Origin of the sequence: Fischerella sp. JS2, assembly GCF_032393985.1 — a bacterium.
Lineage (GTDB): Bacteria > Cyanobacteriota > Cyanobacteriia > Cyanobacteriales > Nostocaceae > Fischerella.
The window spans coordinates 5,144,648-5,163,472 of the sequence record NZ_CP135918.1 but is presented as its reverse complement, the minus strand read 5'-3'; the positions used below and the strand labels follow the sequence as shown (position 1 = coordinate 5,163,472).

The 18,825-nt window shown below is 41.7% G+C and carries 20 protein-coding genes; 10 read left to right on the top strand and 10 right to left on the bottom strand.

Annotation, left to right across the window (positions count from 1 at the left end):
• The first annotated feature begins 253 nt into the window (after positions 1 to 253).
• From RS893_RS21955 to RS893_RS21935, 5 genes are all read left to right on the top strand, one after another.
• Positions 254 to 589 (top strand): ArsR/SmtB family transcription factor, encoded by a 336-nt coding sequence (locus RS893_RS21955; RefSeq protein WP_315787827.1) that lies wholly within the window; start codon positions 254 to 256, stop codon positions 587 to 589.
• Entirely contained in the window at positions 574 to 1,152 is a 579-nt protein-coding gene (locus RS893_RS21950; protein WP_315787826.1) for an SRPBCC domain-containing protein, read from the top strand. Before RS893_RS21955 ends, RS893_RS21950 begins: the two co-directional genes overlap by 16 nt.
• 22 nt (positions 1,153 to 1,174) lie before the next feature.
• Entirely contained in the window at positions 1,175 to 2,038 is an 864-nt protein-coding gene (locus tag RS893_RS21945; protein WP_315787825.1) for a nucleotidyltransferase domain-containing protein, read from the top strand.
• 10 nt (positions 2,039 to 2,048) lie between these two features.
• Complete coding sequence (locus RS893_RS21940; protein WP_315787824.1) at positions 2,049 to 2,393, top strand: cupin domain-containing protein; 345 nt, start codon at positions 2,049 to 2,051, stop codon at positions 2,391 to 2,393.
• 84 nt (positions 2,394 to 2,477) lie between these two features.
• Positions 2,478 to 3,089: an ATP-dependent Clp protease proteolytic subunit gene (locus tag RS893_RS21935; protein WP_315787823.1), complete on the top strand. Its 612-nt coding sequence runs from the start codon at positions 2,478 to 2,480 to the stop codon at positions 3,087 to 3,089.
• Between the two features lie 5 nt (positions 3,090 to 3,094).
• Here the strand turns inward: RS893_RS21935 and hetI are convergent, their stop codons facing one another.
• The 4 genes from hetI to RS893_RS21915 form a co-directional block, all read right to left on the bottom strand.
• The gene (gene hetI, locus RS893_RS21930) at positions 3,095 to 3,817 is read right to left on the bottom strand and encodes a 4'-phosphopantetheinyl transferase HetI (protein ID WP_315792069.1); all 723 of its coding nucleotides are present in this window, start codon (positions 3,815 to 3,817) and stop codon (positions 3,095 to 3,097) included.
• A 74-nt stretch (positions 3,818 to 3,891) separates the two neighbouring features.
• Complete coding sequence (locus RS893_RS21925; RefSeq protein WP_315787822.1) at positions 3,892 to 4,152, bottom strand: type II toxin-antitoxin system RelE/ParE family toxin; 261 nt, start codon at positions 4,150 to 4,152, stop codon at positions 3,892 to 3,894.
• The gene (locus RS893_RS21920; protein WP_315787821.1) at positions 4,149 to 4,418 is read right to left on the bottom strand and encodes a DUF6887 family protein; all 270 of its coding nucleotides are present in this window, start codon (positions 4,416 to 4,418) and stop codon (positions 4,149 to 4,151) included. The genes RS893_RS21925 and RS893_RS21920 overlap by 4 nt, the downstream gene beginning before the upstream one ends.
• Complete coding sequence (locus tag RS893_RS21915) at positions 4,415 to 4,591, bottom strand: DUF6888 family protein (RefSeq protein ID WP_315787820.1); 177 nt, start codon at positions 4,589 to 4,591, stop codon at positions 4,415 to 4,417. Before RS893_RS21915 ends, RS893_RS21920 begins: the two co-directional genes overlap by 4 nt.
• 180 nt (positions 4,592 to 4,771) lie before the next feature.
• Between RS893_RS21915 and RS893_RS21910 the strand changes: the two genes are divergently transcribed.
• From RS893_RS21910 to RS893_RS21900, 3 genes are all read left to right on the top strand, one after another.
• Positions 4,772 to 5,470 carry a cyanoexosortase B system-associated protein gene (locus tag RS893_RS21910; protein WP_315792068.1) on the top strand — a complete coding sequence of 233 codons (699 nt, stop codon included), beginning with the start codon at positions 4,772 to 4,774 and terminating at the stop codon, positions 5,468 to 5,470.
• 190 nt (positions 5,471 to 5,660) lie between these two features.
• On the top strand, positions 5,661 to 6,977 hold the full coding sequence (locus tag RS893_RS21905; RefSeq protein WP_315787819.1) for a polysaccharide biosynthesis/export family protein: 1,317 nt from the start codon (positions 5,661 to 5,663) through the stop codon (positions 6,975 to 6,977).
• Positions 6,978 to 7,202: 225 nt separating this feature from the next.
• Complete coding sequence (locus tag RS893_RS21900; RefSeq protein WP_315787818.1) at positions 7,203 to 9,374, top strand: GumC family protein; 2,172 nt, start codon at positions 7,203 to 7,205, stop codon at positions 9,372 to 9,374.
• Positions 9,375 to 9,574: 200 nt separating this feature from the next.
• On the opposite strand, the gene RS893_RS21895 is transcribed toward RS893_RS21900, so the two are convergent.
• Complete coding sequence (locus RS893_RS21895) at positions 9,575 to 10,051, bottom strand: MEKHLA domain-containing protein (RefSeq protein ID WP_315787817.1); 477 nt, start codon at positions 10,049 to 10,051, stop codon at positions 9,575 to 9,577.
• Positions 10,052 to 10,156: 105 nt separating this feature from the next.
• Between RS893_RS21895 and RS893_RS21890 the strand changes: the two genes are divergently transcribed.
• Positions 10,157 to 10,588 carry a VOC family protein gene (locus RS893_RS21890; protein ID WP_315787816.1) on the top strand — a complete coding sequence of 144 codons (432 nt, stop codon included), beginning with the start codon at positions 10,157 to 10,159 and terminating at the stop codon, positions 10,586 to 10,588.
• 211 nt (positions 10,589 to 10,799) lie between these two features.
• A complete protein-coding gene (locus tag RS893_RS21885; RefSeq protein WP_315792067.1) occupies positions 10,800 to 12,992 on the top strand; it encodes a CHASE2 domain-containing serine/threonine-protein kinase in 2,193 nt (730 codons plus the stop codon).
• Between the two features lie 124 nt (positions 12,993 to 13,116).
• Here the strand turns inward: RS893_RS21885 and RS893_RS21880 are convergent, their stop codons facing one another.
• From RS893_RS21880 to RS893_RS21860, 5 genes are all read right to left on the bottom strand, one after another.
• Positions 13,117 to 14,022, bottom strand: coding sequence for an ROK family protein (locus RS893_RS21880; RefSeq protein WP_315792066.1), 906 nt, complete (start codon positions 14,020 to 14,022; stop codon positions 13,117 to 13,119).
• A gap of 252 nt (positions 14,023 to 14,274) precedes the next feature.
• On the bottom strand, positions 14,275 to 14,463 hold the full coding sequence (locus RS893_RS21875; RefSeq protein ID WP_062245019.1) for a hypothetical protein: 189 nt from the start codon (positions 14,461 to 14,463) through the stop codon (positions 14,275 to 14,277).
• Between the two features lie 193 nt (positions 14,464 to 14,656).
• Complete coding sequence (locus tag RS893_RS21870) at positions 14,657 to 15,553, bottom strand: ABC transporter permease (protein WP_315787815.1); 897 nt, start codon at positions 15,551 to 15,553, stop codon at positions 14,657 to 14,659.
• Between the two features lie 402 nt (positions 15,554 to 15,955).
• A complete protein-coding gene (gene trxB, locus RS893_RS21865; protein ID WP_315792065.1) occupies positions 15,956 to 17,323 on the bottom strand; it encodes a thioredoxin-disulfide reductase in 1,368 nt (455 codons plus the stop codon).
• A 137-nt stretch (positions 17,324 to 17,460) separates the two neighbouring features.
• Positions 17,461 to 18,735 (bottom strand): metallophosphoesterase family protein, encoded by a 1,275-nt coding sequence (locus RS893_RS21860; RefSeq protein WP_315787814.1) that lies wholly within the window; start codon positions 18,733 to 18,735, stop codon positions 17,461 to 17,463.
• Between the last annotated feature and the right edge of the window lie 90 nt (positions 18,736 to 18,825).

Genomic DNA, 18,825 nt, shown 5'->3' with positions numbered 1-18,825 from the left:
TGCTAATGGAAGGTTTTTTGATAAAAGTCGGTTGTCTTAAAGCTTTTAAATTAGATTTTTATTGTTGAGCTAGTTTTAAACTAAATCTCTTCTTGGCTAGCAGATCACAAGCTATTAGCGATCGCCAAAAAGGCAAAATACCCTAGAAGGAACGGGCTTGCCCACCGTCTTTTTATGAGTAGTTGACATTTAAGCAATTGCTTATATATTCTAAAAATAGTTAAGCGTTTGCTTAAATATATGGTTAATTTGAATGAGTAGACCTGCTGCTAGTGCTGATGTGTTTGTGGCGATCGCAGATCCCACACGCAGGGCACTATTGGATCTGTTACGTACTGGCGAGCAACCAGTAAAACAACTGGCTGAGCCATTTGCGATGAGCTTGCCAGCCATTTCTCAGCATTTACAAGTTCTTTGCGAAGCAGGCTTAGTACAAATGCGGAAAGCAGGGCGACAGCGCCTGTATCGGCTGAACCCGGAGCCACTGAAGCAGATATCTGACTGGATCGCTGATTACGAGCAGTTCTGGCAAGAAAAACTAGATGCCCTTGGCAACTATTTGGAGGAAAATCAATGCTCCGAGACTTGAAGAAGGAAGTTTTCTATCCCTATCCCCCCCAACGAATTTGGCAGGTTCTCACTAACCGCCACACTCTTGCTGCATGGCTGATGGAAAATGACTTTGAGCCACGTGTGGGACATAAATTCCGATTTCTCTACTCATCACTACCAGGATTAAGTGAAAGCATTGATTGTGAGGTGATTGAACTTGATGAGCCAAAGCGCCTTTCCTTCACTTGGCAAGATAGTATGATGCATGGGCCTTCAATTGTGATTTGGACGTTAAAACCTGTGGATGGAGGTACTCGACTGCAACTTGAGCATAAAGGATTGAGTCACAAACCTGACCAGACGCGCCATGACCCGTCTCTACATGAACCGATGCGCCTTTCTCAACCGTGGCAAAGTCGTTTTATGCATGAGTCTACAGCAGAAACTGCTCACAGTACCGTGTTATCGCCCATACCTGTTGCTAGGTATGAAGCATTAGATAGTGTAATTTTCAGTTCCTTTCTCAATGGTGGGTGGGACTATAGGCTAAGTGAAACAATGCCAAAGGTCTTAGTTAGTTTTGCCAGTAACAATAAATAGCCAGATTAACAGGGAGAGAAAAATGAACGACGCCAATAAACAGCTGCTTGCTTTGGCGCGCACAAATGCAGCCAGCTACCTAGTTAATCCGAAAGTTAGGGCTATTGGTGTTGTTGGTTCTGTTGCTCGTGGACAAGCTGATACCTACTCGGATATTGACATGAGCATTTATTACTGGAAACTACCATCTGATGAAGAACTGAAAACAGCGTATGAACACAATCAAGGATCAGACTATAGACTTTATGGTAGCGATCGCCAAGCAGGATACATAGTCGAACAATACTTTGTTCAAGGCGTCAAGTGCGATTTTGGTCATATCACCATCGAGTGTTGTGAGCGCGACATAGACAAGGTGCTGGAGAAATGCAAGCCTGACGATCCTCTGCTGAATGTGCTAGCTGGCATTGTTGATATGCTGCCGTTGCATAATACTGAATTAATTAAACAATGGCAGACAAAGGTAGCAAACTATCCCGATAAGTTAGCTCAAGCAATGGTGAAAAAGCGTTTGCATTTTCGCGGTTTGTGGGTGTTACAACTTTATGGAATAGAAAGAAATGATGTGCTTTTTCTTCATGAGGAATTATTGAAGGGAGTCAAGAATATCATTGGAGTGTTGTTGGGCTTAAATTGCTTCTATCATCCCGTTGATTCTGTCCCATTTAAAGGGATGGATAAGTTCATCAATCAAATGGCGATCGCTCCCAATAATCTCTCATTTCGTCTCAAGCAGATTTTTTGTGAAGAACCTCAGTTAGCGGTTAACCACCTTGGTGAATTGATAGAGGAAACATTTGCCCTAGTGAAAAAACACATGCCAGAGGTGGATACAACAGAAGCTTGGCAGTATTACAAACTCTGGTCAGATAAATTTCACACTTAGGAAATCAAATATGGTCGAACAAACTTTTATTGATACAAACAATAAACAGTGGCTAGAAATTGAGCAATTCCCGGGAACACAAATACTGCCACTAGCAGAACCAATAGCGCAAGGCTCAATTCATAAATTACGGATGACTGCTGACACAGTAATTCCCGTTCATTACCATCCTTGTGATGAATACGTCTATGTTCTCAAAGGAATAATCGAAACCAATGGACGCCAATGCACATCGGGAACATTTTGGTTTACACCAGCTAATACCAAAAATGGCCCCCACAAAGCAATTACAGACGTAGAAATCATTACCATCCGCCTTGGAGAAATGGGAGTATTTGAGGAAGCATCAACCTAACAAATAGTAATTCTCTTCCTCCACGTTCTCTGCGTTTTCTGTGGTTTATTAAAAAATAAATCTTACCTTTTGGAGCTAGTAACTATGAACTCTCCATCTCAAATCGGCTTTGCAACTATTATTCAACCATCCCAGCAAGAAGAAATACAGTTTGATATTTATTCCCGATTGCTTGCAGAAAGAATTATCTTTTTACGTGGGGAATTAACAGAAGAAATAGCGAATTTAATTGTGGCACAAATGCTATTTCTTGATGCGAAAGACCCAGAGCAAGATACTACATTGTATATCAATAGTTCTGGAGGTTCCTTAACAGCAGCCTTGGCTGTTTATGACACTATGACTCAGCTGCGTACAGATATATGTACTGTATGCATTGGTAATGCGACTGCTACGGCAGCATTCTTGCTTTGTTCTGGTACTAAAGGGAAAAGATACACTCTCCCAAACGCAAGAATTACAATTCGTCAACCATCAACAAGCACTGAGGGAAAAGCAACTGAAATTGAGGTAGCAGCTACAGAAATTTTGTATCTCAGAGAAACTATGAATAGGATAATAGCTGCTAACACTGGTCAACCGGAAGAGAGAATTAAACTTGATTCTGAAAGAGACTTTGTTATGAGTGCTGAAGAAGCAAAAGCCTACGGTTTAGTTGACAACATTATCCAAAAAACACCTGCTTCTTCCCACTAACAAATTTAATACTGCCAGTATTTTAAATGTAAGTTTTGACCTGCTACAGCAACTGCACCAACATAATTATTAGCAGGTAATAGTTCAATTAAACTCCACTGTTCGTCAGTGATTAGTTTTGCTGGTTGTTCTGGAGATAAAGAAATCTCTACTTTTTCTAACTGAACTAGTCCTACTCCTATTGCTTTTAAATAAGCTTCTTTACAAGTCCAGTAGCGGAAAAATACCTGCTTTTGTTGTTCTGGGGGAAGCGATCGCACCACTGCATATTCTCTGGGTGCAAAGAACCTTTCAGCAAGGGCTTCGACATCACTCACTGAGCGCATGTGTTCTATATCTATACCAACCTGACGGTTACTACTGACAGCACATAAAGCTAAATCCTGAGAATGAGACAAATTAAACGACACCCCACTCTGAATATATGTATCACCTAATACTGGCTTTCCTCGAGGTTCATATGTAAATTGTACCGCTTGCGGTTCCAAATCCAAGTAGCGACCCAAGATTGTGCGGAGGATACCCCGACCTGCAATAAAACGCTGTCGATGTTGCTCAAAGTAAAACCTTTGAGCGCGAGCAATTTCGTCACTAGAGAGAGTTGTTTGTAAAGCTTGCAATTCTGATTCTGGTCGTTCCAGTTCAATTCGCCAGATATGCATTTCATCAGACAACAAAGTTAAATTGGTTGGTGCGGTTAACCACAAATGATTAGTCTCAGACCCCATATTAGATATTTCATCCGTCACTAGATTTTCAGCATCGCTCCTACTCAACAGGTGATCGCTGTTCTAAAAACGTTTTAATAGTAATCTTTTGGATGTGCAATTTTTATCACTGTGACTAGCAAAGATTGCTCCTGAATATGGTAAATAACCCGGTATTCGCCCAAGCGAATTCTATATAAATTTTCTGTCCCCTTCAGTATTAGTTGTATAGCATCTTCTGGACGCGGGTTAAATGCTAGTTGCTCTAGTTTTTGCGCTAGCTGTCGTTGTAATTCAGAATCTAATTTTGCAATTTCCTGCACAGCTGATGGTGCTAGTGCTACTTGATAGCTCATATCCCTAGCTCCTTTTTCAGCTCCTCAAGGGGCATTGCTCCAACAATTGCAACCTCTTCTAGTGTTGCATAAGCATCTCTTGCATCAGCGTCATCCAACCTTGCCTCAACTAGCTCATGCAATTGCTTTGTTGAGGTGATTTCAACTCCCGGCTGTTCTCTAAGCTTGTCGGCTAAGGCATAAAAAGCTTCTTGGTCGTCTCGATGTGCCAAAACATAAGCTCTTAACTCTTGTTTAGTCATTGCCTGAAAATTTCGCTCAGTCATAGGTATCTCACTCTTGCGTTGTGAAATATCTCTATTTCAGTTTCTTGTCCTGCCAGAATGTAAATACGTGTTGTCCGTTCATCTAATCTCACCAAGTAAATCGGCAGGTACATCTGAGTTAAATCCTGACACACCTTGAATAATTCAATTGCTTGTTCGACAGTTGGTTTCATTTAGTAATTTATCCAATCACTCTTATTGTCCATCCTTGATTATTTGATTTCAAGGTTTAGTAGAGCGATCGCTCTTCCAAGAGTACTGAAGGCAAGGTGAGTAGATCAATCAATAATATTACTGAACTCATTTAGGTAAACATGAGTCTAAAATTTTTTCATGCTCTACGTATTTTACCGATGATTTCTGCCAAACTCTTCAAAGAGCGTTACTTTGCTCAGCTAGTAGCGCTGTTGTTACTGCTACTTATATTAGTAATAGGGGCAGTTCCTGGATACCTAAAGGGAAACTGGCAATGGCAGCAACCTGCACCTATCACTAATCTGAAAAAGTTGAAACAGATACGTCAGACAGGATTAGCTATTCCTGGTTGGCAAACAATTGAACAAGCAGAACAACCAATTGGTGAACAAAAGTGGTCTTTGCAGCTAATTAAAAAGCTACAAACCAATACTGAGGCTGTGTTACTGTTATTACCGCAGAATGGCCCAAGAAAGCAGCCACAAGTAGAATGGACAGAGATTAATGGTTGGGGTCGGTCACGCTGGGGACAGTGGAATATTGCTCAAAGCCGCTTAGTGGAATTTCCTGTCAAGCAACCGCAAGCAAAGGTAAAAGCTATGTTTTTTCGTGCTGCTACAACAGAACAAACTTTTGCTGTTCTGCAATGGTACGCTTGGCGCGATGGTGGCAGTTCCTCAACTTTACAGTGGTTGTTAGCAGATCAGCTAGCCCAATTACAAAAGCAACGTGCTGCCTGGGTTGCAGTTAGCATCCTTATACCGATGGAACCTTTGGGAAAAATTGATACACTTTGGTCTGAGGTTAGGTCTATCGGCGAAACAGTACAGGCTACTTTAATGACAAGTGTTTTATGAATTATGAATTATTATGTCTGGTCAAATATCGATGAAAAGACCTAGAGACAAGCTGCAAAACTTGCCCCTTGTATTTTAAAGAAAATATATTACACCTATAATTACGTGTAGTTTAAGTTAAAATAGCCGCTTGCAGCCTGAGAATAACTACACAGCTTAAATTAAATTGTTTATTACTTCTACTGTTTATATGCGTGCATTCAGCACATTGTACTTATTTAGTTTTCAAGTCAGTATTTTTTTAGCAACACCTACAATACCTATTGTTGCTCAAGCGCCACCTCCTGCTTCCGCGACGCATATTGAATTTACTCAGTTGGATGTTAGTAGCAATGAAATATTACCCCAACTGAATCGTTATATTTTAGGGCCGGGAGATATCATCACTCTTCAAGTTCAACGTCCTCCTGGTTCCTATCGTTTAGGACCAGGAGATGTCATTAGCGTTGCGATCGAACGTTTTCCAGATCTAGGTTTTCAAGCTTCTGTTAATCCCGAAGGAAAGATTACTGTTCCTCTTTTAGGAACTGTATCACTACAAAATTTAACTTTGGCAGAGGCACAAAATAAGATTCGCTCGTTATTCAATACTTATGTCATTGATCCTATAGTGACTTTATCGCTTGTGTCGCAGCGACCAGAGTTAAATCTTTCACTCGCAATTAATCCAGAAGGTAATGTTGTTTTACCTCAAGTTGGCACAGTATCTTTAAAAGGCTTGAGTTTAGAAGAAGCTCAAGAAAAAATCCGCTTATTACTTGATCGCGTGACACCAGGTCAAGTTGTTGCTGTATCATTAGCATCACCTCGAACGGTACAAATAACTATTAGTGGTGAAGTCCCAAGACCAGGAATTTACCCTATAAGTTCGCCAACGCCTCGTATTGCTGATGCTTTACTACTAGCAGGCGGTTCGACAATGATGGCAGACCTGCGACAAGTTCAATTGCGGCGTAAGTTAATTGATGGTTCAATAATTACTCAAAATCTAGACTTGTATAGCCCTTTACTGAATGGTGAGGGCGCACCTAACATCCGCTTGCAAGATGGAGATGCGATCGTTGTCATGCGTCGTGACCTTGCTAGTGATGACAATTATGATCGCAATCTTGTTGCTCGTTCCTCTTTAGCTCAACCCCAGATTCGAGTTAGGGTGTTAAACTATGCCACCGGGGGACTAGTAACGCAAACATTACCGAATGGTAGTAATTTTGTTGATGTTTTATCAGGAGTCAACCCTAATTTTACCAACATCCGAGACATTGCCTTGGTTCGGTTCGACCCAGAACGAGGTAAAGCCATCACTCAGAGATTAAACGGTAAAAAGGCCCTAGCTGGAGATGCGACTCAAAACGTACCACTTCAAGATAATGATGTTATCGTTATTGGTCGAAACCTAATTGGTAAAATTACTAACCTCATAAATACTTTTACTCAACCCTTCTTCAGTATTCAGAATTTTCTCAACTTCTTTGAGACTTTTGGTAGTAGCAGTGGAGGGAAGTAGGGATGGGGGGATGGGGGGATGGGAAGATGGGGTGATGGGGGGAGTGTGAGGAGTAATATAGGTAACCACTAACTACTAACCACTAATGTACAGACGCGATGTTCCTCGCGTCTGTACCTACTAACCACTAACCACTAACTACTAACTACTAACCACCAACCAACAACCAACCACTAACTACTAACTACTAACTACTAACCACCAAACAACAACCAACAACTAACCATGACACCACCGATTGTAAAACGTTACCTAATAGCTTTTGAGAAGTATAAGTGGATTGGCTTAGCCAGTTTCACTTTAGTTGTTGTCGGTTCAACGGTGGTGGCTATGCAACCAGAACCACCCGCCAGTTACGTTGCAGAAGCCGCACTCACCTACTCTAGTCCTCCGGTTTTATTCTCTGTGACTGGGGGTGAAATTCAACAGCAAGGTCAAGAATTAACTCAAGAAACTTTGTTATCAGACCAAATCATTGAAGCTGTGGCAGCAAAAGTCAATGTTAAACCTAGACAAATTGGTCAAAATGTTGCTCTAAGTGTGCCTGAAAAAAGCAAGCCAGGAGAAGCGCCAGCATCTACACTTATTGAAATTAAATATAAAGATTCTCATGAAAAGCGTGCTAAGGAAACAGTACAGTTATTGATGGAAGCCATGATTAAGTTGAGTGGCGAAATCAATACTAGACGATTAAATGCAATTATCAAGAAAATCAACGAACGCTCTCCCGCGATTAAACAAGATTTACAATTAGCAGAAAAGAAATTAGAACAATACGATCGCATCGAAGGCCCAGCATTACTAGCTGCGGAAAATGGCAGTTTGCTGACTGCAATCACCAGCAGTCAAAGTCAGCAACGACAAATTCAACTGACGCTTTCTGGAGTAAATGCCCAAATTCGTAGTTTACAAAAAAAGTTGAGGTTAAATGGTAACGAAGCTTATGTTTCCTCAGCTTTGAGTGCTGACCCTATTATTGCCAACTTGCGATCGCAAATCTATCAAGTCGAAAGCCAAATGGGAGTTCTCGCCAAACAAGGTGCACGTCCGGAATTACCCCAAATGGTGCAATTGCAGCGTCAAAAAGAAGCTTACGAACAATTATTACAACAACGAGCTATTGAAGTAGTAGGTGGCGGGGGTGCAACTGCTCCTCTGGCTGGTTCAATTATAGATATTCGTTCTCAAAGTAACTTAGACCCAGCTCGTCAACAACTTGCCAATCAGTTAGTAGCTTTACAAACTCAGTACGAGACATTGCGACAACAGCTAGTTTCCTTAACGCAAGACGAAGAACGACTACGGCAGATGTATGCCTTGATACCTAACAAGCAACTGGAGCGATCGCGTTTAGAACAAGAAGTAGTACTGAAAAAAGCCATCTACGACAAAATGCAAGCGAAGCTAATTGACGCTCAAGCAGCAGAAGCAGAAACTGTCAGTAGCCTGAGTGTAGCGAAAGTACCTTTAGTTATTGCCGATGTCAAACCTCCTAAGAGTGTGCCAACTACCCTTGCGGTTGGTGGTTTTTTGGGATTAATAGTTGGTGGTGGCGTGATATTTTTATTAGGCTCACTAGAAGGTACTTTCAAAACCAAAGAGGATATCCGCAACAGTCTCAAACAACGAGAAGTCGCCTTATTGGGAGAGTTGCCTTTAATGCCCGTAGAGGACTTGGCAGCAGACGAAGTTCCAACAATACTTTCTGTATATTCCCCGTATTTAGAGTACTATGAAAAGTTTCGTAGTAATCTACGTCGCTTGGGTGGCAAAAATTTAAAGGTAATATTAATTACTAGTGTAAGTAGTAGCGAAGGTAAAACCGTGAGTACTTATAACTTGGGTATAGCTTCCGCCCGGGCTGGCAAACGTACCTTAATTATTGAAACAGATTTGCGATCGCCTTCTGGCAGTCCATCGCTGAAAGTGACAATTGACCCCAATGCTAGTGTTGAACCCCTGCGTTATTACGGTAGTTTAAGTGAGTGTATCCGCTTAGTTCCTGATGTCGAGAATTTATACATTGTTCCTAGTGCCGGGCCTGTAGGTCAGCCTGCTGCGATCCTTGAATCTAGTGAATTGCGCTGCTTAATTGAAGATGCCCGCGAACGCTATGATTTTGTGATTTTAGACACTAACCCCATCAGTTTATCCAACGATGCTTTATTAATCCAGCCTTATAGCGATGGCATTATCCTAGTCACCCGACCACACTATACACAGGAAAACATGCTAGGTGAAGTTGTAGATGAATTGGTTGAATCAGAATTAGGGTTAGTGGGGGCAATTATCAATGGTGCTGATATCTGTGTTCCTCAGCTTGTAGAATCAGTCTCTGCATCTGGAGAAGAATCAGAAGAAAAAGCAGGGGTGTCTGTTGGGACTATGCAAAATTAACTAGCGTTTTTAAACGCAGAGGATCGCAAAGGAGGACGCAAAGGGGAGGCAGCGCGTTGCGGGGGTTCCCCCCGTTGTAGCGACTGCCGTCGCGCAGAGTTTTGCTATAGCAATTTTACATCCGTGTGCATCGGTGTTCCATGAGTGTACCCTGCCTTAAGCCTATGAGCGCGTCTACGATTCCTAAAACACAAATTTTCTCACAGCATAAATTCATAATTCGAGAAAACAGCAGCTTGACCGCAATAGTGATTATTCTCATCTAACAAATTCCACAGAATACCATCTTTAATATAAAAACGTTTACCAGTACTAGTAATCCGCACACCAGAATAATTGCTAAAACCTTTGCTTGTCGTTTCCGCTAATAACCGATTACGCTCCTGTTGTACAACCTCTTGAGCTGTTTTCCGTGAAGGCATCTGAGTAAAATCTTGCCACGAAAGCTCCCATAGTTCCAAGGCTTTACGATTACCATAGTTAAAAATTGGGTCTGGTTCAGTACCGTGAGAAACTAAAGCAAAAGGCGCTGCAAACAGTGCTTGAGCGATTTCTCGTGCAGAACCATTAACATTTAGTAAAGAACTTCCTGTCCAATACTCAAAACTACGTAATAGACGTAAGCTATGGCGAATCACAGCTTCTTGCTGCCCAGGAAGTTGGATGTCATTGGTCATAGATATTACAGTTGCATAATTTCCTGATTATTTCGCAATTTATATATAGATAGTAATACGGCTATTCAACCCTTGCTTCTAGTTCCTCACTCCTATCCCCTAGATATGAATCAAACTATATTTCATCTTGCTTTTCCTGTCACTGACATTGCCCAAGCAAAAGCATACTATGTTAATGGTTTAGGCTGTATTCCTGGTCGGGAAAATCGCCATGCTCTCATTCTCAATCTTTATGGTCATCAGTTGGTAGCTCATGTTACCAAGGAACCCCTAACACCCCAACGTGGTATTTATCCCAGACATTTCGGATTAATTTTTACCTCGGAAGACGACTGGCAATATTTACTGTTGAGAGCGCAACAGTATCAGCTACTGTTTAGAGAAGAAGCTAAGCATCGTTTTGTTGGTACTCCTCTGGAACATTCGACTTTCTTTTTAGAAGATCCGTTTTATAACTTAATGGAATTTAAGTATTACCGTCATTATGATGCGATTTTTGGGAATGCGGAGTATCAACAAATTGGCGATCGCCATTGAGGTGAAAAGTTACGCTAACACATCTAGAAGACTAATTGAGTCTTTAGGTTTAAGTCATAGAGAATTTGCGAAATCACGTACAACGAATGTGAAGTGTTAAATAACCAACAATCACCAACCATCCACTAATTGCTACATTGATAAATACTTGGGATAAATTCTCATTCCCTGTTTGCACCATCTACCAAATTTGGGCGATCGCCACCAAGCCGTGATTACACTACTTAGGAAACTCCGCACCGCTTTAGCGACAAAAGATAGACGTCCTCAGGACAATACCAGCCGCAACTGGCTGCAAACTATTTTTATAACCAGTGTAGGAGTTACTATCTTAGTGCTGGGAGTTCGCCATCTGAAATGGTTGCAGACTTGGGAATTAGCTACTTACGACCAAATGATCAGGCTACGCCCTGCTGAAGCACCAGATCCCCATCTTTTACTAGTTACTGTCACTGAAGAGGATTTGGGGTCACAAGATTTTTCTCTGCCAGATGACATTATCAATCGGCTATTAATCAAAATCCAGTCTTATCAACCACGGGTTATTGGGTTGAGTATTGACCGTTCCAAACAGAAAAATTTAGGGGCTGGTCTGCAAAATCTAGATAATGTGATCACTTACTGCACGTTCAGCAGTATGGGCAGTCCAGAAATTCCGCCACCACCTAATTTTCCCATTGACCAAGTCGGCTTTAGTGATGTAATTTCTGATGATGAAGATGTGATTGTCCGTCGCAGTTTGTTATTTGCTGCTTCTGATGACAAAAAATGTCAAACAAAATTTTCCTTTGCCGCCCTATTAGCAATTCATTACCTGGAAAGACAAGGCATTAAATCTTATTTCACTGATATAAACCATTTTTATATAGGTAAAAGTCTATTTCCGCGTTTATTGAAAGATGCAGGTGGCTATGAAAATATTGATGCAGCAGGTTATCAAATTCTACTGAATTACCGTGATCCTTCTGAGTTTGCTAAACAAGTTACTCTCACACAAGTTTTACAGGATAAAGTAGACCCTAATTGGTTCAAAGACCGTCTCGTCATTATTGGTACTACTGCCCGTAGCGTTCATCCAGGTTTTTATACACCCTACAGTGGTTCATCTAAGTATCCGCAAAGGATAGCACCTGTTTATATTCATGCACAGGCAGCAAGTCAGATTATCAGTACAGTATTGAGCGATCGCCACCTAATTTGGTACTTACCAAACTGGGCAGAAGCTGTTTGGATGTGGGGATGGTCAATGGTAGGAGGTATCATAGCATGGCAGTTGCGATATCCCCTACGTCTAGGTTTAGCTGGTAGTGTGTCTTTGGGTGGCTTAGTAGGTGTTTGTTATTTACTATTTTTGCAAGGGGCATGGTTGCCAGTTATACCGCCTGCTGTGACTTTGGTTTTGAGTAGTGTTAGTGTTATGGCTTACAGTACTTACCAAACTCAACAACACACAAAAGTAATTGTTTTACAAGTTGAAAAACAAAAAGAAGCCATAGAACAATTAAATACACTCTTAAAAGAATCTACACGGATTTATGACAAACATTTCCATTCTGGGGCAACAGTTGATAACACAGAAAAAGCGACTGGTGACTTTATTTTAGGTGGGCGTTATCAAATTCATAAAGTACTTGGTTCGGGTGGATTTGGTTGTACTTATTTAGCAAAAGATAACCAGCGTCCTGGCAATCCTATTTGTGTCGTCAAACAACTTATGCCAGCCCGCCGAGATACAAGATTTATGCAAGTTGCCAGAAGATTATTTGATGCAGAAGCAGAAATTTTAGAAGTTTTAGGTAAGCATCATCAAATTCCAGAATTGTTGGCATATTTTGAAGAGAACAACGAATTCTATTTAGTACAAGAATATATTTCGGGACATGCCCTCAGCGATGAATTACCACCCCATCACGATATCAAAACTGAATCTGATGTTATCGAAATACTAAAAGGAATATTAGAAGTACTGGTATTTGTTCATGAACATCGTGTGATTCATCGCGATATCAAACCAAGTAATATTATTAGATGCGATACAGATCATCGCTTGGTGCTAATTGATTTTGGTGCAGTGAAGATGATGCAACCACAATCTAGTGAACAAACGGAATTAGCCACAGTAGCTATTGGAACACGCGGTTACGCACCACCAGAACAGTTTGCTGGTCATCCTCGATTATCCAGTGATATTTATGCTTTGGGGATGATTGCCATTCAAGCAATTACCGGGATACCACCGCACGAACTTCATCCGCATCCTGAAACTGGTACTGTGGAATGGCGTCATGGAGTAAAAGTGAGCGAGAATTTAGCAGAAATTTTGGATAAAATGGTTCGCTATCACTTTAGCGATCGCTATCAATCTGCTGCTGAAGTGCTACAAGAATTGCAAAAGATTGAATAACTTGGTGGTTAGTAGTTAGTACAGACGCGAGGAACATCGCGTCTGTACATTAGTTGTTATTACTACTCCTCACACCTCTCACACTCCCCATCACCCCTACCCTACGGGAAGCCTATGAGCGCGTCTACACCCCATCACCCCACCTCCCCACCATCCCCCACGCCAACCTCGCTGCACCCAACATTCCCGCAGAGTTTCCTAATGCGGCTGGCAAAATTTGTAAATCTACGCGAGATGTGGGTAAGACTCGTTTCTCAATTTCTGCTTTGGCAGCTGGTAAAAAAAACTTAGCACTAGCGCTAACACCCCCACCAATAATAATCGCTTGTGGTGTCAGTACGTAAATCAAACTTGTTAAACCAATACCTAAATCTCTACCGTATTCTTGCCAAAAATTTAAGGCGGCGGCGTCTCCAGATTGTGCCAAAACGCTTAATTGTGAGGGTTCTTTTCCAGTGCGGCGACGAATTGCTGTAATTGAAACATGCTGTTCTAACGAACCTTTGTTGCCACTGTTACACATGGTTCCATCTGGGTTGAATGTAATTAAACCTAATTCCCCAGCAGCACCGTAATGTCCGACAAATAATTTATTATCAATAAAAATTGCCCCACCAACGCCAGTCCCCAAAGTTAATAAGATAAAATTTTGAAAGTGGCGACCGGTTCCTAGCCAAGCTTCTCCCAAACCTGCACAATTGGCATCATTATCGAGAATCGTTGGTTTGCCAATTTTCGCTTCTAAAGCATCAGCAAGAGGGACATCAACCCATCTTGGCAGATTAATAGCTAATTTAGCAATGCGCCTAGTTGCATCCGCAGGGCCGGGAGTACCAACACCAATAGCAACAGCCTGGCTGAGTGGATCTAATTGGGCGATCGCATCTACCATTGTTGCTATCACTGCTTCTGGAGTTGCTGGTTGGGGAGTTGCTACAGTTAAGGATTTTAGGCAAGTGCCATCAGCTGTAAACCGTCCCAGCTTAATTGCCGTTCCCCCCAAGTCAATACCAATTACTTCTGGTGTCACCACACTTTTTTGGTTAGTAGTTAGTGGGTAGAGACGTGATTAATCGCGTCTGTACAGTGGTTAGTAGTTAGTGGTTAGTTGTCCAAATAGCAATCGACGAACAACAACCAACAGCTATCTGTAGTTACTAAGTAAGTCGACGGAAATAAATATAACTATGTTACAAAAAGTAAACATACCTAAATCCCTTACTAATGACCAATGACAAAGGACAAATGACGACCCCAACTAATTAGTTTTATTTGTGCTGACTTACTTATGTTTTTGAATGATTTCACTTGCATATGGTGTAGTTCGAGTTACATACATAACTGGAGTTGAACCCACATTTGCTTGTACCTGCCAAGATGTAACTGGCGCACCTCGTAAAATACCAGCCAAAGCAACGGAAAGCATAAAACCACCAGCCGTGGCAGCAACTAAAGAAAGTTTATCGTTCACACAAATCTCTCGCTAAAAACTACAACAAATATCCAGAATAGCAAATCGAATCAAATGATAATTGTTAGTGGTTAGTAGTTAGTAGAGACGCGATGTTCCTCGCGTCTGTACAATAGTAGTTAGTAGTTAGTAGTTGTTTTTTCACCACTAACCACTAACCATTAACTACTAACAAACAACAAACAACCAATCATTATTTCCGGATTCCATTTTCTTTCCGCAAACGCGGATTGATAAATTCGTTTAACCCTTCACCAAGTAGTGATAACCCTACAACCATGAGTGTTAAACCTAAGCCAGGGAAAAGGGTAGTCCACCAAATGCCTGTGGGTAGGGCTTCCAAAGCTTGCTTTAAGTCGCGTCCCCATTCTGGTACTTCTTCGGGTAATCCTAAACCTAAAAATCCCAAACCACCTAAGACCAAAATTGCATCGGCGGCGTTGAGGGTAAATAGCACGGGTACGCTTTGAATGACGTTGAAAAAGAGGTAGCGAGAAAGGACTTGCCAGGTATTAGCACCGATCGCTTGGGCGGCTTCGATATATACTTCTGTTTTGACACTCACAGTATGATTACGGACAACACGGTAATATTGGGGAATGTAAGCAATACTAATTGCGATCGCTGCATTCAAAATTCCCCGTCCCACTACAAACGCTAGTGTTACCGAAAGTAATAATCCTGGTAAAGTGTAGATGCTATCCATCAAAAACAGCAAGGTTTTATCTAATTTACCCCCAATATAGCCACTCACCATTCCCAATGGCACACCCACAACCATACTTAGGGCTGTTGCTAGCAAAACTACTTGCAACGCTGCTTGGATGCCAAATATTGTACGTGAGAAAACATCATAACCAAGGCGACTAGTACCAAACCAATGCTTGGCTGACGGTGGGCTATGAATGGGGTTACTCAAGAAATCTGTGGGATCTTGTAGCCATCCCCAAGCCTGAAATACAGGAGCAAATAACGCTAAAAATATAAAGAAGATGGTAATCACTAAACCCACAACCATTAATTTTTGGGAGAGGTTAGGACTTTTAGCAAAATTTAAAAATCTTGGCAGTTGAGTTTTTACAACAGTCATAGGTTTGGGGAAGACGCACCATGACGCGTCTGCAAATTTCAGATTTGAGTTATGAGTGTTGGGGTTTGAGGGCAATTTTGTCAAGCATAAAGTGGGGTGCGTTAATGAAGTGTAACGCACCTTCATTTCTGTTTTATTAATCGAACACAGATGCACACCGATGAACACCGATGATTTATCTGTGTTCATCGGTGTACCTTGCCTTAAGCCTATGAGCGCGTCTACATCGGTGTTCGTGATTATATTGATTTTTGTTGTGGCTGGGATTTATAACCAATAGTCCAATAGTTTTGGGAAAGCGAACACAGATGCACACAGATAGACACCGATGATTTATCTGTGTTCATCGGTGTTTATCGGTGTTCGTAATCATCCAATATCTCTTTTGGCCAGAGTTTACAGCTACAAATAACTCTCAATCAACTGGCGATACTCACTCTTTTGCTTCACGCCCTTGACTTCTTTTAACAGTTCCTTATTCTTAAAGAACTGAATTGTAGGAGTTCCACTAATGCCCGCGTTTTCAGCAATTTCTCGATCTTTGTCGATATCAATTTCCACAAAGTGAATTTTGCCGTCAAATTCATCTACTACTTTATTAAGTATGGGTTTTAGAGTATGGCAAGGGCCGCAACCAGGGGCGACGTATTTGACAACAATCAGGCGATCGCTTTCGTGGAAAAGCTTCCGCAGAGAATAACTTCCCTGATGACGTGTTGCATTTAGATCAAATTCATCGTCAGTAGGAGTACGGTTAGAGGTAGGCTGAGGCTCTAATTCATTATCTGGAGTTTGTGAGACTTGATGAAACTCCTGAATTAAGCCATTGGCAGATAACCACCGTTCTGCTAACATCGCTGCCATACAACCACTACCTGCTGCGGTAATGGCTTGGCGATATTCATGATCCTGCACGTCACCAGCAGCAAAAACACCTTCTAAACTTGTTTCTGGTGAGCCAGGTTTAGTGACTATGTAACCCACCTCATCAAGTTCTATTTGTCCTTTAAATAAAGAGGTGTTGGGAGTGTGACCAATGGCGTAAAATAAACCCTTGACGTGTAGTTGGCTTTCTTCCCCAGTCTTGTTGTTACGAATCGTCACTCCTTCCATGTGACCGTTACCGAACACATCTACAGGTTCAGTGTTCCAATGAACATGGATTTTGGGGTTACTCAAAACTCGGTCTTGCATAGCTTTAGAAGCTCGCATCTTTTCCGAGCGTACAAGCAAATTTACCTTAGAACCATATTTAGTTAGATAAATAGCCTCCTCTGCTGCTGAGTCGCCACCACCCACCACAGCTAATTCAGCCCCGTGAAAAATTGGCGTAGCGCCATCGCAAATGGCACAAGCAGAAATACCCCGGCTCCAAAATAGATGCTCATTGGCTAAACCCAAACGCCTAGCTGTTGCACCTGTGGCAATAATTAAACTATGGGTTTTAAATTCCCGTTCCTCTGAGCGGACTGTAAATGGACGCTGACTCAAATCTACTTCAATCACGTCTTCTGTATATAGCTCAGCACCCCAACGTTCCGCTTGAGCCTTCATCAAGTCCATCAGTTCTGGCCCAGTAATCCCTTTGGGAAAGCCAGGAAAGTTTTCTACTTCCGTTGTTGTCATCAACTGTCCACCAGGCAAACCCCCGGCTTGGAAGCCCTCAAATACAATTGGTTTCAGGTTGGCACGTCCTGCGTAAATAGCAGCTGTGTAGCCTGCTGGGCCAGAACCTATGATTACCACGTTTTCTACATTTGGGTTAGTCATGATGGCTAAGATAAACAAACTCATAACGACTACGTATAATTTATCATAACAAATATTTTGGTGAGCGGTTAGTTGTGATTCGATTACACCAAGGTGGTTTTTTCCCTCAGGGTAGTTTCATACAATGACTTATTACGTTATTGCTTTTTAATAGTGAAGTAATCGTTTACTTGGCCATGGCAATCAATAAATTTGACATCAAGCCTTTTACCTTGTACATCCAATACAAGCGACCCAGGAATGCTGAGTGAAGTATACATTGCCGGATGCGGTGATACATGATCAGCCAAAGCCGAAGTGCCTGCAACAATATATACTGTTCCCGCATGGGAAGCTAAAAGAGGTTTTTGATAAACTCCAGATTCGTCTTCTCGCCCACTACCAGCATCTTTTTTCATTTGTTCATCAAAAGAATCCGAACTTCCATAATGCCCGTTAATCAGGTAGGAACGTTCATAGGAGTGGCTGTGACCGCATAGTACCATGTCTACATTCGCCTCTTCCAAAATAGGAAGGACAAGCTCTCTCATTTCAATTAACTCAATCTCAGTATCAGAATCGTGTGATCCTTTTGTGTATGGGGGGTGATGCCAAAAAGCAACCTTCCAATCCTGATTAGATGCTGTTAAATCATCTGCTAACCAACTCAACATTCTCCCAGAACTAGAGCGATCGCTACCATAGGAGTCAAGACAAATAAAGTGGATGTTGCCATAATCGAATGAGTAATAGGCTGCACTCAAAGATGGCACACCACCTGCTTCCCCACGAGTTGGTAGAGTAAACAGTTCATAATATGGCCCTGTTTGCAACTGTGAATTAGCGCACCCAGCATCATGATTACCGATAGCAGTCCACAAAACACTACTGCGTAGGAGTTGGGGATACATATCAAATATCCCTCGCTGATACTCCTCATAAGTGCCAGTGTCATAAGCATTATCACCAAGCATTAGCCATAAATCAGTATGGCGCGTCTGTATAAATTTCAAATATCCATCCCGCACAGATGCAGCCACATCATTTCCGCGTCCCGCATCCCCTAAAACCCAAATTCGCATTGTTCGGAGTCCAACAGATACTGACTCTTGTGATGGCGCAGTTACAAAAAAGTAATCTTCAGTTCCTCCTATCTGTATTCCTGCTACTGTTCCAATTGCGTAGTAATATTTCGTGTCTTTTGTGAGTCCACTGAGTTTGACTATGTGGTCGGATGTAATCGTTGTTTGTTGGTGTTGGAAACAAAGTCTGTCAGGATCTGTACCGTACCACACCACCCCTTGAACAGGAGCATTAGTAGCCCAACGGATAATAATGCTAGAGGAAGTACCTTGTTGCAGATACGGGCCCCTAACAATTTGTAAATTCTCAATGACAGTTCCTTGTTCTGCTTCAGGATAGATTACCGTCATCAGCGAAAAGTTATCCTATGTTAATTTATTTAACCAAGACACATAAATAATTATTACAGATTTTTTACAAATCAAACTTGAAAATTTAAG